At 69.2% G+C, this 14,974-nt stretch carries 12 protein-coding genes; 11 read left to right on the top strand and 1 reads right to left on the bottom strand.

Annotation, left to right across the window (positions count from 1 at the left end; genetic code table 11):
- Window positions 1–40 precede the first annotated feature (40 nt).
- On the top strand, window positions 41–829 hold the full coding sequence (locus tag DFR41_RS08865) for an enoyl-CoA hydratase (RefSeq protein WP_114802453.1): 789 nt from the start codon (window positions 41–43) through the stop codon (window positions 827–829).
- Window positions 830–850: 21 nt separating this feature from the next.
- Here the strand turns inward: DFR41_RS08865 and DFR41_RS08860 are convergent, their stop codons facing one another.
- On the bottom strand, window positions 851–1,408 hold the full coding sequence (locus DFR41_RS08860) for an HNH endonuclease (RefSeq protein ID WP_043118462.1): 558 nt from the start codon (window positions 1,406–1,408) through the stop codon (window positions 851–853).
- Window positions 1,409–1,606: 198 nt separating this feature from the next.
- Here DFR41_RS08860 and DFR41_RS08855 point away from each other — a divergent pair, with 198 nt between their 5' ends.
- From DFR41_RS08855 to DFR41_RS08810, 10 genes are all read left to right on the top strand, one after another.
- Complete coding sequence (locus DFR41_RS08855) at window positions 1,607–2,704, top strand: bifunctional riboflavin kinase/FAD synthetase (protein WP_114802452.1); 1,098 nt, start codon at window positions 1,607–1,609, stop codon at window positions 2,702–2,704.
- A gap of 126 nt (window positions 2,705–2,830) precedes the next feature.
- Window positions 2,831–5,722 carry an isoleucine--tRNA ligase gene (ileS, locus tag DFR41_RS08850; protein WP_114802451.1) on the top strand — a complete coding sequence of 964 codons (2,892 nt, stop codon included), beginning with the start codon at window positions 2,831–2,833 and terminating at the stop codon, window positions 5,720–5,722.
- Between the two features lie 2 nt (window positions 5,723–5,724).
- Window positions 5,725–6,234, top strand: coding sequence for a signal peptidase II (gene lspA, locus DFR41_RS08845; protein ID WP_114802544.1), 510 nt, complete (start codon window positions 5,725–5,727; stop codon window positions 6,232–6,234).
- Between the two features lie 420 nt (window positions 6,235–6,654).
- Window positions 6,655–7,713 carry a LacI family DNA-binding transcriptional regulator gene (locus DFR41_RS08840; RefSeq protein ID WP_114802450.1) on the top strand — a complete coding sequence of 353 codons (1,059 nt, stop codon included), beginning with the start codon at window positions 6,655–6,657 and terminating at the stop codon, window positions 7,711–7,713.
- 47 nt (window positions 7,714–7,760) lie between these two features.
- Window positions 7,761–8,771 (top strand): ABC transporter substrate-binding protein, encoded by a 1,011-nt coding sequence (locus DFR41_RS08835; protein ID WP_114802449.1) that lies wholly within the window; start codon window positions 7,761–7,763, stop codon window positions 8,769–8,771.
- A 4-nt stretch (window positions 8,772–8,775) separates the two neighbouring features.
- A complete protein-coding gene (locus tag DFR41_RS08830) occupies window positions 8,776–9,579 on the top strand; it encodes an ABC transporter permease (RefSeq protein WP_017758400.1) in 804 nt (267 codons plus the stop codon).
- A gap of 80 nt (window positions 9,580–9,659) precedes the next feature.
- Window positions 9,660–10,382 (top strand): ABC transporter permease, encoded by a 723-nt coding sequence (locus DFR41_RS08825; RefSeq protein WP_425326695.1) that lies wholly within the window; start codon window positions 9,660–9,662, stop codon window positions 10,380–10,382.
- Window positions 10,372–11,430, top strand: coding sequence for an ABC transporter ATP-binding protein (locus DFR41_RS08820; protein WP_114802447.1), 1,059 nt, complete (start codon window positions 10,372–10,374; stop codon window positions 11,428–11,430). The genes DFR41_RS08825 and DFR41_RS08820 overlap by 11 nt, the downstream gene beginning before the upstream one ends.
- Entirely contained in the window at window positions 11,430–12,260 is an 831-nt protein-coding gene (locus DFR41_RS08815; protein ID WP_114802446.1) for a phosphodiesterase, read from the top strand. Before DFR41_RS08820 ends, DFR41_RS08815 begins: the two co-directional genes overlap by 1 nt.
- A 171-nt stretch (window positions 12,261–12,431) precedes the next feature.
- Complete coding sequence (locus tag DFR41_RS08810; protein WP_017759662.1) at window positions 12,432–14,099, top strand: Na/Pi cotransporter family protein; 1,668 nt, start codon at window positions 12,432–12,434, stop codon at window positions 14,097–14,099.
- The last annotated feature ends 875 nt before the right edge of the window (window positions 14,100–14,974 follow it).

The raw sequence follows: 14,974 nt of genomic DNA, 5'->3' as shown, positions 1-14,974 counted from the left end.
GCCCGGTCCCGGGCGACCCCCACCGACGGAGGACGGAAACGTGACGAACACCGACGAGCCCATCCTGCTGGAATCGCGTGACGCCCGCGGCGTGGTCACGCTCACCCTCAACCGGCCGGCCGCCTTCAACGCGCTGTCCGTCGCGCTGATCGATGCGCTGCATGCGGCCTGCGAGCGGCTGGCGCTGGACGCCGAGCTGCGCGCCGTCGTCATCGCTGCCAACGGCCGGGCGTTCTGCGCCGGCCACGACCTGCGCGAGATGCAGACACCGCCCTCGCAGCCGGCTTACCAGGCGCTGTTCGACCGTTGCGGCGCCATGATGCTCGCGCTGCATCGCCTGCCGGTGCCGGTCATTGCGCGCGTCCATGGCCTGGCGACGGCCGCCGGCTGCCAGCTCGTCGCGCTGTGCGATCTGGCCGTGGCCGCCGACAGCGCCAGCTTCGCCACCAGCGGCATCAATGTCGGCCTGTTCTGCGCAACGCCCAGCGTGACGCTGTCGCGCAATCTGCCGCGCAAGAAGGCTTTCGAGCTGCTGGTGACGGGCGACTTCATCGATGCGCGGACCGCCCTGGCCCAGGGCCTGGTCAACCGCGTGGTGCCGGACCCGGCGCTGGACGACGAGGTGGAGGCGCTCGTGGCCAGCATCGTCGCCAAGCCCCGCATTGCGCTGGAAATGGGCAAGGCCCTCTTCTACCGCCAGCTGGAGACGGGGCTGGAAGCCGCGCTGCACGACGCCGCGCGCACCATGGCCTGCAACATGGCCGATGCGACCGCGCAGGAGGGCGTGCAGGCCTTCATCGAAAAACGGGCGCCGTCCTGGCGCCCGTGAAGCTTCTGTCGACCCGCGCCGCTAGCCGTGCAACCGCGAGCTCGACGGCAGGTGCGCAGACAGGAACTCCATCTGGTCCGCCAGGATGCGACGGTTGCGCAGGATGAAGTCCTCCCACAGGCTGGGCACGTAGGGCGTGTAGAGCAGCGGCATGTGCGCCTGCTCCGGCGTGCGGTTGCCCTTGCGGTGGTTGCAGGCCCGGCAGGCCGTCACCACGTTCATCCAGTGGTCCACGCCGTTCTGCGCAAAGGGCACGATGTGCTCGCGCGTCAGGTCGTCCTCGTGGAAATGATCGCCGCAGTAGGCGCAGACATTGCGGTCCCGGGCGAAGAGCTTGCTGTTGGTAAGGCCCGGCCGCAGGCTGAAGGGGCTGATGCGCGGCACGCCGCGGGTGCCGATGATGCTGCTGACGGCGATCTGCGACTGCTCGCCCGTCATCGCGTTGTGGCCGCCGCGGAACAGGGCCACCTGTTCGCCGGCCTCCCAGCGAACCTCGCCGGCCGCGTAATGGATCACCGCCTGCTCGAGCGAGATCCACGACTGGGGCAGCCCTTGGGCCGACAGCTTCAATACCTTCACCACAAACGCCTCCTCGTCGAACGAAGAAAACACAGGGAACGTACGCCACGCAGAACCGTCCGCACCGCCGGCCAAGACCGCCAGGGCGGCCCGGCAGTGCCGGAAAGCGACACAATATAACCGGCATTCATGACAGCCCGTTCACGCCCGGAGGATTCCCGAGCGCACGCGGCCAGCTATCAAAACCATAACAGGACCATGCAGATCTTCCGCGGATTCCGCCATCCGGGCGTAGCGCCTGCCAGCGCCGTGACCATCGGCAACTTCGATGGCGTGCACCGCGGTCACCAGGCCATGTTGGGTCTGCTGCAGACCGAGGCCCGCCACCGCGGGCTGCCGAGCTGCGTGCTCACCTTCGAGCCGCACCCGCGCGACTACTTCGCTGGCGTCGCCAAGCGTCCGGAACTGGCGCCCGCACGCATCGCCACCTTGCGCGACAAGCTGAGCGAGCTGCAGGCTTGCGGCGTGGCCCAGACTGTGGTGCTGCCCTTCGATGCCCAACTCGCCAGCCAGTCGCCCGCGCAGTTCATCGACGAGGTGCTGGTGCGCGGCCTGGGCGCGCGCTATGTGCTGGTGGGCGACGACTTCCGGTTCGGCGCCAAGCGCGCGGGCGACTTCGCCATGCTGCACGCGGCGGGCGCTGCGCGCGGCTTCGACGTCGCACGGATGAACAGCTACGAGGTCTCCTACCCGGCTGCGCCCGGCAGTGGCGAAGGGCCGCGGGCGCTGCGCGTCTCCAGCTCGGCCGTGCGCGAGGCGCTGACCGCCGGTCGCATGGACGACGCCGCCGCGCTGCTCGGCCGGCCCTATGCCATCTCGGGCCACGTGGTGCACGGCCGCAAGCTGGGCCGGGCGCTGGGCGCCAGCGCACCGGGCGGCACGGACGGCTTCCGCACCCTCAACCTGCGCTTCAAGCACTGGAAGCCCGCCGCCAGCGGCATCTTCGTGGTGCGGGTGCATGGTCTGGGCGGCCGGCCCCTGCCGGGCGTGGCCAACCTGGGCGTACGGCCGTCACTCGACCCGAACGACGTCAACGGCGGCCGCGTGCTGCTGGAGACGCATTGCCTCGAATGGCCGGCCAGCCTGGGCCCGGAGGGGGCCTACGGTAAAATCGTGCGCGTGGAACTGTTGCACAAACTGCACGACGAGCTGCGCTACACCAGCCTGGAAGCCCTGACCGCGGGCATCGCCCAGGACCTGGCCGACGCACGCGCGTATTTCGCCGCCGGCAGCGCCGGCGCGGCGGGCAGCAGCCACGCGGAAACGCGGCGCCAGACCACGCGCGACCGAATTTAACCGGCACGCCCGCCGTGCCGGCGCCCCACCGACAAGCTCGGGGCGAGCGGCCTGACCTCCTCCCCTCCCGCGCGGGCCTACGCCGCCAGCGGGCCGAGCCTGTCGAAGCCTTCCCCCTCCGCCCCCATGTCCGACGCTGCCGATTCCTCCGCGACCCCCGACTACCGCGCCACCCTGAACCTGCCCGACACGCCCTTCCCCATGCGCGGCGACCTGCCCAAGCGCGAGCCGGGCTGGGTCAAGGCCTGGAACGACGAGGGCCTGTACAAGCGCCTGCGCGTGGCCCGCGCCGGACGCCCCAAGTTCATCCTGCACGATGGCCCGCCCTACGCCAACGGCCAGATCCACATGGGCCACGCGGTGAACAAGATCCTCAAGGACATGATCACCAAGGCGCGCCAACTCGAAGGCTATGACGCGCTCTACGTGCCCGGCTGGGACTGCCACGGCCTGCCGATCGAGAACGCCATCGAGAAGAAGCACGGCCGCAACCTCAGCCGCGACGAGATGCAGGCCAAGAGCCGCGCCTACGCCACCGAGCAGATCGCGCAGCAGATGAGCGACTTCCAGCGCCTGGGCGTGCTGGGCGAATGGGACCATCCCTACAAGACGATGGACTTCGCCAACGAAGCAGGCGAGATCCGTGCCTTCAAGAAGGTCATCGAGCGCGGCTTCGTCTACCGCGGCCTGAAGCCCGTGTACTGGTGCTTCGACTGCGGCTCGTCGCTGGCCGAGTTCGAGATCGAGTACGCCGACAAGAAGAGCCAGACGCTGGACGTCGCCTTCAAGGCCCATGACCGCGCAAAGCTGGCCGCCGCCTTCGGCCTGCCGGCCATCGACAAGGATGCCTTCGCCGTCATCTGGACCACCACGGCCTGGACCATCCCGGCCAACCAGGCGCTCAACCTCAATCCCGAGCTGACCTACGCGCTGGTCGACACCGACCGCGGCCTGCTGATCGTGGCCGACACGCTGGTCGAGAGCTGCTTGAACCGCTACGCCCTGGACGGCAAGGTCGTCGCCATCGCCCCCGGCCGCGCGCTGGGCGGCCTGGAGTTCGAGCATCCGCTGTACGACGTGCACGAGGGCTACCGCCGCGTCTCGCCGGTGTACCTGGCCGACTACGCCACCGCTACGGACGGCACGGGCCTTGTCCACTCCTCGCCCGCCTACGGCCTGGACGACTTCCAGTCCTGCATCGCGCACGGCATGGCCTACGACGACATCCTCAATCCGGTGCAGGGCAACGGCGTGTACGAAGCGGACTTCCCCCTCTTCGGCGGCCAGCACATCTGGAAAGCGGTGCCGCACATCATCGAGGCGCTGCGCGAAGCCGGCCGGCTGATGGCCACCGAGACCATCACCCACAGCTACCCGCACTGCTGGCGCCACAAGACGCCGGTGATCTACCGCGCTGCCGCCCAGTGGTTCATCCGCATGGACGAGGGAGAGGGTGTGTTCACCCTGCCCGGCGCCAAGCCGGCCAAGACGCTGCGGCAGATCGCGCTGGAGGCCATCGAGGACACCAGCTTCTATCCCGAGAACGGCAAGGCCCGGCTGCACGACATGATCGCGCACCGGCCCGACTGGTGCATCTCGCGCCAGCGCAGCTGGGGCGTGCCGATCCCCTTCTTCCTGCACAAGCTCACGGGCGAGCTGCATCCGCGCACCATGGAGATCCTGGACCAGGCGGCGGAGATCGTGGAGCGCGGCGGCATCGAGGCCTGGAGCCGCGTGACCACCGAAGAGATCCTGGGTGCGGAGGACGCGCCGCATTACACCAAGAGCAGCGACATCCTGGAGGTGTGGTTCGACTCCGGCTCCACCTTCTTCCATGTGCTGCGCGGCACGCACCCCACGGTGCACCACGACCAGGGCCCCGAGGCCGACCTGTACCTCGAAGGCCATGACCAGCACCGCGGCTGGTTCCACAGTTCGCTGCTGCTGGCCTGCGCGCTGGAAGGCCGCGCGCCCTACCGCGGCCTGCTGACCCATGGCTTCACCGTGGACAGTCAAGGCCGCAAGATGAGCAAGTCGCTGGGCAACGGCATCGATCCGCAGGAGATCACCAAGAAGCTGGGCGCCGAGATCATCCGCCTGTGGGTGGCCGCCTCCGACTATTCGGGCGACATCGCGGGCGACGACAAGATCCTGGCCCGCGTGGTCGACGCCTACCGCCGCATCCGCAACACGCTGCGCTTCCTGCTGGCCAACACCAGCGACTTCGACCCGGCCAAGGACGCGGTGCCGCTGGCCGATCTGTTCGAGATCGACCGCTGGGCGCTGTCGCGGGCAGCGCAGTTCCAGGCCGAGGTGCTGGGCCACTACAAGGTCTACGAATTCCATCCGGTGGTGGCCAAGCTGCAGGTCTTCTGTTCGGAAGACCTGGGCGCCTTCTACCTGGACGTGCTGAAGGACCGGCTCTACACCACGCAGCCCGGCTCGCTGGCGCGCCGCAGCGCGCAGACGGCGCTGTGGCACATCACCCAGGCCATGCTGCGCTGGATGGCGCCCTTCCTGAGCTTCACGGCCGAGGAGGCGTGGAAGTTCGCGGGCCAGTCGGAATCGATCTTCATGGAGACCTATTGGGAGTTTCCAGCGATCAACGATCAAGTGAACCTGTGGAGCCGCTGGCACAACTTGCTTGCCATCAGAAAGGATGTGCTCACGGCACTGGAGGCTTTGCGCACGGAAGGGCGGATCGGCTCATCACTACAAGCGGATGTCGAGGTGAGAGTTGGGCCTTCTACGTATAAGCAGTTGGCAGACATCGGCGACGACCTGCGTTTCGTACTGATCACATCGAAAGCGACGCTGGTTCCTGATGAAGCTCTGTCGTGTCCTGAGGGTGAAGACACTGAAGGCATAAATGTTGTGGCCACCCCCAGCACCGCCACCAAGTGCGAGCGCTGCTGGCACTGGCGCGACGACGTGGGCCACGACAGCGCGCATCCCACGCTGTGCGGCCGCTGCACCAGCAACCTGTACGGCGCCGGCGAAGCGCGGAGCGTGGCATGACCATGAAGGCGCACAGCGGATTCGAGTCCACCCGGCCGGGCCTGGGCATCTGGGGCTGGCTGGCGCTGGCGGTGCTGATCTTCATCGCCGACCAGTACACCAAGACGCTGATCCTGGGCCACTACCAGCTCGGCGACGCCACGCGCATCACCGACTTCTTCAACATCGTGCGGGCCCACAACACCGGGGCGGCCTTCTCCTTCCTGGCCGGCGCCTCGGGCTGGCAGCGATGGTTCTTCACCGGCATCGGTGTCGCCGCCGCCGTGTTCATCATCTGGATGCTGCGCTCGCATGCGGGGCAGAAGCTGTTCTGCTTCGCCATGGCCTGCATCCTGGGCGGCGCCATCGGCAACGTGGTGGACCGCCTGATGCACGGCTATGTGGTGGACTTCCTGGACTTCCACTGGGCCGGCTCGCACTTCCCGGCCTTCAACCTGGCCGACAGCGCGATCACGCTGGGCGCCATCTGCCTGGTGCTGGACGAAGTCCGGCGCATGCGGCGCAAACGCTGACGCGGACGGCGGCGTCAAAGCCGCCGATTCGCGAGCTCAACGCGTCCTGCACGAAGACACTACAGCGGGGGCACAACGACGCGGGACTTCGGTCTGGCGTTTTTTTTCGCCTAGCTGCCGGCCACCCCAACCCGTTCGGCCTGAGCCTGTCGAAGGCCCGCCCTGGCAGCTCCGGGCTTCGACAAGCCCAGCCCGAACGGCGCCAAGGGCTGCGTGCGGCACACCCCGCTGCAGGCACGCCCAGCTGCACGCGCATCTCGCGCCTGCGGGCACGCCGCGCAGAGCGCCGTGCCTTTCTCTGACGCCCGGCGCACCACCAGCCCCGGGTAATCCCGGTTCCAGATCCCGTCATGACGGTGTCACATGCGCACCTTCAAATGAAAACGTTTACATGATGTTTTCCATTGAAGGTTTTCTCGCATGAGCATTCAGGCCGTTGCCGACAAGGCCGGCGTCTCCATCGCCACCGTCTCGCGCGTGTTCAACGCGCCGGACAAGGTGCTGCCCGCCACGCGCGCGCTGGTGGAGTCGGTCGCGCGTGAGCTGGGCTATCTGCCCAGCGCAAGCGCGCGCACGCTGCGCACCCAGCGCAGCCGGGTGCTGGGCGTCGTGCTGCCCACGCTGCTGAACCCCACCTTCGCCGAATGCCTCCAGGGCCTGGCCCAGGCGGCGGCCGAGGCCGGCCATGCCATCGTGCCGCTGACCACCGGCTATGACCTCGACGCCGAGCAGCGCGCCGTCGATCAGCTGCTCGCCCGCGAGGTCGAGGGCATGGTGCTGGTCATCTCCAATCCGCAGACCTCCGCCGCGCTGGCCCGGCTGCAGGCGCGCCAGCGGCCCTATGTGCTGGCCTACAACCGGCATCCGGCGCATTGCTGTGTGGCGGTGGACAACGAGGCGGCCTCGGCCGAGGCCGTGGCGCATCTGGCGGCGCTGGGCCATCGGCGCATCGCCATGGTCAGCGGCACGCTCGCCCAGTCCGACCGCTCGCAGCAGCGGCACCGCGGCTTCCTGGCCGGCATGGACGCCGCCGGACTCGATGCGCCGCCGCTGATCGAGGTGCCCTTCGTCGAAGTGGCCGTAGACGCGCTGCGCGAACGTCTGGCCGCGCCCGGCCGGCCCACCGCCCTCTTCTGCTCCAACGACCTGCTCGCCATCCGCGCCGTGCGTGCCGCGCACCTGGCCGGCCTGCGCGTGCCGCAGGACCTGTCGGTGATGGGCTTCGACGGCATCGCGCTGGGCGACGAACTCACGCCGCGCCTGGGCACCATCGAACAGCCCGCCGCCGACATTGGCCGCCGGGCCGCGCAGCTGCTGATGGCGGCGCTGGACGAGCAGCGCGCGCCGGTGCCCGCGGACAGCCTGCTGCTGCCGCACCGCCTGCGCACCGGCGAATCGTGCGCGCCACCGCCGGACATGCGCGCCGACGAGCCCACCCAACCCACAACCACCAAGAGCCGACGCCGCCCCGCGCGCTGAACCGGCCTGCCTCTGTCCGTCCCTCTCCCATCCAAAGGAACGCTTCCATGACCTCCAAGCTCCTCGCCGCCACCCGCCTCGCGGTCGCCGCTGCCGGCTTCGCCGCCACCGCGGCCTTCGCGCAGACCGCCATCTGCTACAACTGCCCGCCCGAATGGGCCGACTGGGGCAGCCAGATCAAGGCCATCAAGGCCAAGACCGGCGTTACGGTGCCGCCGGACAACAAGAACTCCGGCCAGGCCCTGGCGCAGCTGGTGGCCGAAAAGGGCAGCCCGGTGGCCGACATGACCTACCTGGGTGTGACCTTCGCCATCCAGGCGCAGAAGGACGGCGTGGTGCAGCCCTACCAGCCCGCCAACTGGAAGGACATCCCCGACGGCCTCAAGGACCCGCAGGGGAACTGGTTCACCATCCATTCGGGCACCCTGGGCTTCATGGTCAACGTGGATGCCCTCAAGGGCAAGCCGATCCCGAAGTCGTGGGCCGACCTGCTCAAGCCCGAATACAAGGGTCTGGTGGGCTACCTCGACCCGGCCTCGGCCTTCGTCGGCTACGTGGGCGCGGTGGCCGTGAACCAGGCGCGCGGCGGCAGCATGGACGACTTCAAGCCCGCCATCGACTACTTCAAGGCCCTGCAGAAGAACGAGCCCATCGTGCCCAAGCAGACCGCCTATGCCCGCGTGCTCTCGGGCGAGATCGGCATCCTGCTGGACTACGACTTCAACGCCTACCGCGCCAAGTACAAGGACGGCGCCAACGTGGCCTTCGTGATCCCCAGCGAAGGCACGGTGGTGGTCCCCTACGTGATGAGCCTGGTGGCCAAGGCGCCGCATGCGGCCGACGCCAAGAAGGCGCTGGACTTCGTGCTCTCCGACGAGGGCCAGGCGGTTTGGGCCAAGGCCTACCTGCGGCCGGTGCGCGCCAGCGCCATGCCCAAGGACGTGGAAGCGCAGTTCCTGCCTGCCAGCGAGTACGCCCGCGCCAAGCCGGTGGACTACGCCAAGATGGCTGCCGTGCAGAAGGCCTTCTCCGAGCGCTACCTGAAGGAAGCGCGCTGAGCCGATGCGTCGACCGCAGCTGATCCTGCTGGCCTGCGCACTGCCGGCCGGCATCTTCTTCCTGGCCTTCTGGCTGCTGCCCGCGCTGCAGCTGCTGGCCCTGCCGGCGCGCGAAGGGGCTTCGGCCTACTTCGCGGTGCTGACGCAGCCGCGCTACCTCACCAGCATGCTGCAGACGCTGACCTTGTCGGTGGTGGTCACGCTGGCCACGCTGGTGCTGGGCGCGGCCGTGGGCCTGTACCTGGCGCGCCAGCGCTTCGCCGGCCGCCGGCTGCTGCTGGCGGTGCTGACGCTGCCGCTGTCCTTTCCGGGCGTGATCGTGGGCTTCTTCGTGATCCTGCTCGGTGGCAGGCAGGGGCTGGTCGCCGACATCTCGTCCAGCCTGGGCGGCGAGCGGCTGACCTTCGCCTACGGACTGCTGGGGCTGTTCCTCGCCTACCTGTACTTCTCGCTGCCGCGGGCCATCGCGGCCTACACGGCGGCGGCCGAGGCCATGGACCCGGCGCTGGAAGAGGCGGCCCGCTCGCTCGGCGCCTCGCGCATCGCCATCGCCCGCGACGTGTGGGTGCCCGAGCTGGCGCCCACCACGCTGGCCTGCGGGGCCATCGTCTTCGCCACCGCCATGGGCGCCTTCGGCACGGCCTTCACGCTGGCGAGCAAATTCGAGGTGATCCCGATCACCATCTATGACGAGTTCACCAACTACGCCAACTTCGCGCTCGCGGCCTCGCTGTCGATCGCGCTGGGGCTGGTGACCTGGGCCGTGCTCTTCATTGCGCGGCGCTTCAGCGGGGAGGCCGGCGCATGAGCACGGCACGCAGTGGGACATCGCGCTCGCCTGTGCTGGCGACGCTCACCGGCCTGGTGGCCTTCTTCACGCTGGCGCCCATGGTGCTGTCCGTGCTGGCCGGCCTGGTGACCAACTACGGCCGCGGCTGGCGCAGCGGCTTCACGCTGCGCTGGCTGTTGGAAGTCTGGGACAGCTACGGCAGCACCGTCACCGGCTCGCTGCTGCTGGCCGCGACCTGTGTGCTGTGCACCGTACTGCTGGGCGTGCCCTGCGCCTGGGCGCTGGCACGCAGCCGCACGCGCGCGGCGCGGCTCTTCGAGGAACTGCTGACGCTGCCCGTGGCCGTGCCCGGCCTGGCCACGGCGCTGGCGCTGATTCTGGCCTACGGCCAGGTACAGGGCTTCCGCCAGAGCTATGCCTTCATCCTGGTGGGCCATGTCGTCTTCACCCTGCCGTTCATGGTGCGCACCGTGGCCTCGGCCTTCCAGCGGCGCGAACTGGTGGCGCTGGACGAGGCCGCGCGCACGCTGGGCGCAAGCTTCGTGCAGCGCTTCCTGGGCGTGCTGGTGCCAGCCGTGTTCCCGGCCATCGTGGCGGGCTGCCTGATGGTGTTCACGCTGTCGGTGGGCGAGTTCAACCTCACCTGGATGCTTCACACGCCGCTCACCCGCACGCTGCCCGTGGGCCTGGCCGACAGCTACGCCTCGGCCCGCATCGAGATCGGCTCGGCCTACACCCTCGTCTTCTTCCTCGTCATCCTGCCCGTGCTCTGGGCCCTGCAGGCCGCCGCGGACTTCATTCGCAAACACCATGGAACTTGAACGAACGGCCATCGACATCGAGCGCTGCGCCAAGACGTACGCCGACGGCACGCGCGGCCTGCAGCCCACCGACCTGCATGTGGAGCCCGGCGAGGTGCTGGCCCTGCTCGGCCCCTCGGGCTGCGGCAAGACTACGCTGCTGCGGCTGATCGCCGGCCTGGAGGGCATGGACGCGGGCGGCCGCATCCTCTTCGGCGGCCAGGACGTGAGCGACCGTCCGGTGGAGCGGCGCAACGTGGGCATGGTGTTCCAGAGCTATGCCCTCTTTCCGCAGATGAGCGTGGCGGCCAACATCGGCTACGGACTGCGCATTCGTGGCACGCCCGCGGCCGAGGTCGAGCGTACGGTGGGCGAACTGGTGGAGCTGACGCGCCTGACCGGCCTCGAACACAAGCGCCCCTCCGAACTCTCAGGCGGCCAGCGCCAGCGCGTGGCCCTGGCCCGCGCCGTGGCGGTGCGCCCGCGCGTGCTGCTGCTCGACGAGCCGCTGGCCGCGCTGGACGCCAAGCTCAAGGAGTCGCTGCGCGACGAGCTGGCCGAACTGCTGCGCCGGCTGCACATCACGGCCGTGCACGTCACGCACGACCAGCAGGAAGCGCTGGCCATCGCCGACCGCCTGGCCGTGATGCGCGGCGGCCGCATCGTGCAGGTGGGTCACGGCGAGGACCTGTACCGCACGCCGGCCCATCCCTTCGTGGCCGAGTTCCTGGGCCGGGTGAACCGGCTGGACCGCGCCGAGCCCGCGCGCCAGCAGGGCGTGGTGATGCTGGGCGGCCTGGCGCTGACCTGCCCCGATGGCCTGGCCGCGCAACCCGCGCTGCTGGTGCGCCCCGAGGACATCGAACTCGGCCCGCCGCAGGCCGGCTGGGGCGTGGCCCGCGTCGTGCAACGCACCTTCCTGGGCGAGCGCGTGCAGTTGCGGCTGGACACCGGCGACCAGCCGCCGCTGCTGGCCGAGGCTGGCCGCGACTGCCCCTGGCAGCAGGACCAGCAGGTGGGCATCCGCACCACCGCCGACCGCCTGATGCCCGCCACGGAGATTGCCTGATGACCCGACCCACCTTCCTCGTGCAGCTCACCGACCTGCACATCCGCGAACCCGGCCGCCTGGCCTATGGCCGCATCGACACCGCGCCCTACCTGCGCGAGGCCGTCGCCAGTGTGCTGCGGCTGCGCCAGGCGCCCGATGCCATCGTGATCACCGGCGACTTGAGCGACTTCGGCCGCGAGGCCGAGTACGCGCACCTGGCCGAACTGCTGGCGCCGCTGGGCGCCACGCCCCTCTACCTGCTGCCGGGCAACCATGACGAGCGGGTGCAGCTGCGCCGCAGCTTTCCCATGCACACCTACCTGGGCGATGGCGAGTTCGTGCAGTTCAACGTGGCCGTCGGGCCGCTGCGGCTGATCGCGCTCGACACCGTCACACCGGGTGCCTCGCATGGCTCGCTGTGCAGCCGCCGGCTCGATTGGCTGGCCCGCGAGCTGGAGGCGAGCCGCGGCCAGCCGGTGGTGATCGCCATGCACCATCCGCCCTTTCGCACGCTGATCGGCCACATGGACGACATCGGCCTGCTCGAAGGCGCGGCCGAGCTGGAAGCGCTGGTGCGGCAGCACCCCAACGTGGAGCGCGTCATCTGCGGCCACCTGCACCGCGCCATCGACGTGCGCTTCGGCGGGACTGTGGCCAGCACCGCACCGGCGCCGGCGCACCAGGTCTGCCTGGACCTGGCGCCGGACGCGCCCTCGGCCTGGACCCTGGAGCCGCCGGGCTTCCGCGTGCATGCCTGGGACGGTCAGCGGCTGGTGACGCACCTTGCGGCCAGCGGCGTTTTCGAGGGGCCGTATCCCTTTCATGACAACGGCGCGTTGATCGACTGATGGGACATCCATGACGGACTGCGTACCGCGTGGGTCGTGCCCCTGGAGCGCGCCTGCGGGCAGCCGTGGTGGAGAACTGGTCCTCAGCCTACGGCGGCGCTGGCACGGGGCATGCAGAATGGTTGCCCCGTTTTTCATTCATCCCCCTCACGAAGGAGCCGCACCCCCTCCATGAAGCATCTGCTGAACCTGCTCGCCGCCGTCGCCCTGCTCGTGTGGGGCACCCATCTCGTGCGCACGGGGGTGCTGCGCGTGTTCGGGGGCGACCTGCGCAGGTTGTTGCAGCGCAGCCTGGGCAACCGTTTCTCGGCGGCACTGGCGGGCATCGGGGTGACGGCGCTGGTGCAGTCGAGCACGGCCACGTCGCTGATGACCTCGTCCTTCGTCGGGCAGGGCCTGATCACACTGCCTTCGGCATTGGCGGTGATGCGCGGGGCGGACATCGGCACGGCGCTGATGTCGGTGCTGTTCTCCACCGATCTTTCCTGGCTGTCGCCGCTCTTCATCTTCACGGGCGTGGTGCTGTCGATCACGCGCCCGGCCAGCCCGGCGGGTCGCTTCGGCCGCATCCTGATTGGCCTGGGGCTGATGCTGCTGGCATTGCAACTCGTGGTGCAGGCCACCGGCCCGCTGTTCGAGAGCGAGGCCATGCGCGCCGTGATCGCCTCGATCACCAGCGACCTGATGCTGGAGATCACCGTCGGCGCTGCGCTGGCCGTGGTCGCCTACTCCAGCCTGGCCGTGGTGCTGCTGGTGGCGGCGATGGCCACGGGCGCGGTGGTGCCGTTGGACGTGGCGCTGGGCCTGGTGCTCGGTGCCAACCTCGGCAGCGGGCTGCTGGCCGTGCTGACGACGGCCAAGTCGCCGCCCGCGGTGCGGCAGGTGACCGTGGGCAACTTCCTGTTCAAGCTGCTGGGCGTGGTGATCGCGGCGCCCTTCGTGGGGCTGGTGCTGCGGCAAGCGCCGACCTCGCTCGTGGATTCGCCGGCGCAGCTGGTGGTGATGTTCCATCTCGCCTTCAACGTGATCGCGAGCGTGGCCTTCATCGGTCTGACGACGGCGGTGGCCAAGCTGTCGATGAAGCTGGTGCCGGTGCCGCGTACGCCCGCGACCGGCACGCGGCCGCGGCATCTCGATCCTTCCGCGCTGTCGACGCCCACCTTGGCCATCTCGAATGCCGCGCGCGAAGCGCTGCACCAGGCCGACGTGGTGGAGAGCATGCTGATCGGCGTGCTCACGGTCATCCGCAGCAACGACCTGCGACTGGCCGAGGAGCTGCGCAAGATGGACGACCAGGTCGACCGGCTCTATTCGGACATCAAGTATTACCTCACCAAGATCTCGCGTGAGGCGCTGGGCGAGGAGGAGAGCCGGCGCTGGACGGACATCATCAGCTTCACCATCAACATGGAGCAGATCGGCGACATCATCGAGCGGGTGATCTCCGACATCGAGGACAAGAAGATCCGCCCCCACCGCAACTTCTCCGAGGCGGGCATGGCCGAGATCGTGGAGATGCACGAGCGGCTGGTGGCCAACCTGCGGCTGGGCATGAGCGTGTTCCTCAACGGCAATGTGCGCGACGCGCAGAAGCTGCTGGAGGAGAAGGTGCGCTTCCGAGACCTGGAGCGGGCGTACGCCAACACGCACCTCACGCGGCTGATGGACCGCACCGCGCCGAGCATGGAGACGAGCTCGCTGCACATCGACCTGATCAGCGACCTGAAGCGCATCAACTCGCACATCTGCTCGATCGCGTACCCGATTCTCGATTCCGCGGGGGCGCTGGCGCCGAGCCGGCTGCGGTCGTCGCTGGTCGGGGCGGAAGACCCGCACTGAGGGTCTCGGGCCCGATGCGTTGGGCCGTCGATCCTTGCCGGCATGGATGACGCCGGTATTTCGCAGGATGGGGCGCCGTGTCTCGTCGAATGCTCGCGCGCTTGGTCTTGTCGTTGCGGGTACGGGTGCGGGTGCGCGGGTTCGAGCGGAGCGGGTGCGCCGGTCCGGGCGGGGGCGGGCACCGCGGCGTGCTTCAGTGAAGCGGTCGGCGCTTCGCGCCGACTTCCCTGCGATGCTCGCGCACCCGGCCCGCGGCATAACTCGCTGCGCTGCCTGACGGCAGCTCCGCTCAAACAAACGCCGCGAGTCAGATCACGAAGCAGGCCTGTCCTTCGGCAGGCCTGCGGCCGGGTGCACTGCGCTTCTCGGCGCCTCACAGGCGCACGCCACGGTGCCCGCCCCCGCCCGGACCGGAATTGAACGCCGGTGCCGCACTTCCGCACTTCCGCACTTCCGCACTTCCGCACTTCCGCACTTCCGCACTTCCGCAGTGACGCAGTGACGCAGTGACGCAGTGACGCAGTGACGCGAAAACGCGAGGGCGCGAGGGCGCGAGGGCGCGAGGGCGCGAGGGCGCGAGGCGAAGAGGCTAAGACGCGTCCGTGTCACCGCCCCCAACCGTTCGGGCTGAGCTTGTCGAAGCCCTGCGCAGCCCTGAAAAAGCAAGGCACGCTCCAGCATCGTTGTGGCACGGCATCACTCCGACTGGCTATGACCTCGAACCGCAACCGAGAGCCCACAGCCTTCATACCGGCCGATCGAGCGCCCGGTGTCCGCGCGCGAGGAATGGCCCGGCGCGGGCGATTTGCGGGGCGGCGAGAAGCGCAGCGGACCCGGCCGCGGGCCTGCCGAAGGACAGGCCCGCTTCGTGATCT

It is taken from the genome of Pseudacidovorax intermedius (assembly GCF_003350475.1).
GTDB classification, from domain to species: domain Bacteria; phylum Pseudomonadota; class Gammaproteobacteria; order Burkholderiales; family Burkholderiaceae_C; genus Xenophilus; species Xenophilus intermedius.
The sequence above is the reverse complement of the archived record's forward strand: the minus strand, read 5'-3'. Positions and strand labels throughout refer to the sequence as shown.

What these genes read in the sequence shown, in the direction of transcription:
- DFR41_RS08830 (WP_017758400.1), top strand. Translation starts at nt 8,776, where the DNA reads ATGCGTCGACCGCAGCTGATCCTGCTGGCCTGCGCACTGCCGGCCGGC.
- DFR41_RS08810 (WP_017759662.1), top strand. Translation starts at nt 12,432, where the DNA reads ATGAAGCATCTGCTGAACCTGCTCGCCGCCGTCGCCCTGCTCGTGTGG.
- DFR41_RS08820 (WP_114802447.1), top strand. Translation starts at nt 10,372, where the DNA reads ATGGAACTTGAACGAACGGCCATCGACATCGAGCGCTGCGCCAAGACG.
- ileS (WP_114802451.1), top strand. Translation starts at nt 2,831, where the DNA reads ATGTCCGACGCTGCCGATTCCTCCGCGACCCCCGACTACCGCGCCACC.
- DFR41_RS08815 (WP_114802446.1), top strand. Translation starts at nt 11,430, where the DNA reads ATGACCCGACCCACCTTCCTCGTGCAGCTCACCGACCTGCACATCCGC.
- DFR41_RS08840 (WP_114802450.1), top strand. Translation starts at nt 6,655, where the DNA reads ATGAGCATTCAGGCCGTTGCCGACAAGGCCGGCGTCTCCATCGCCACC.
- lspA (WP_114802544.1), top strand. Translation starts at nt 5,725, where the DNA reads ATGAAGGCGCACAGCGGATTCGAGTCCACCCGGCCGGGCCTGGGCATC.
- DFR41_RS08825 (WP_425326695.1), top strand. Translation starts at nt 9,660, where the DNA reads ATGGTGCTGTCCGTGCTGGCCGGCCTGGTGACCAACTACGGCCGCGGC.
- DFR41_RS08835 (WP_114802449.1), top strand. Translation starts at nt 7,761, where the DNA reads ATGACCTCCAAGCTCCTCGCCGCCACCCGCCTCGCGGTCGCCGCTGCC.
- DFR41_RS08855 (WP_114802452.1), top strand. Translation starts at nt 1,607, where the DNA reads ATGCAGATCTTCCGCGGATTCCGCCATCCGGGCGTAGCGCCTGCCAGC.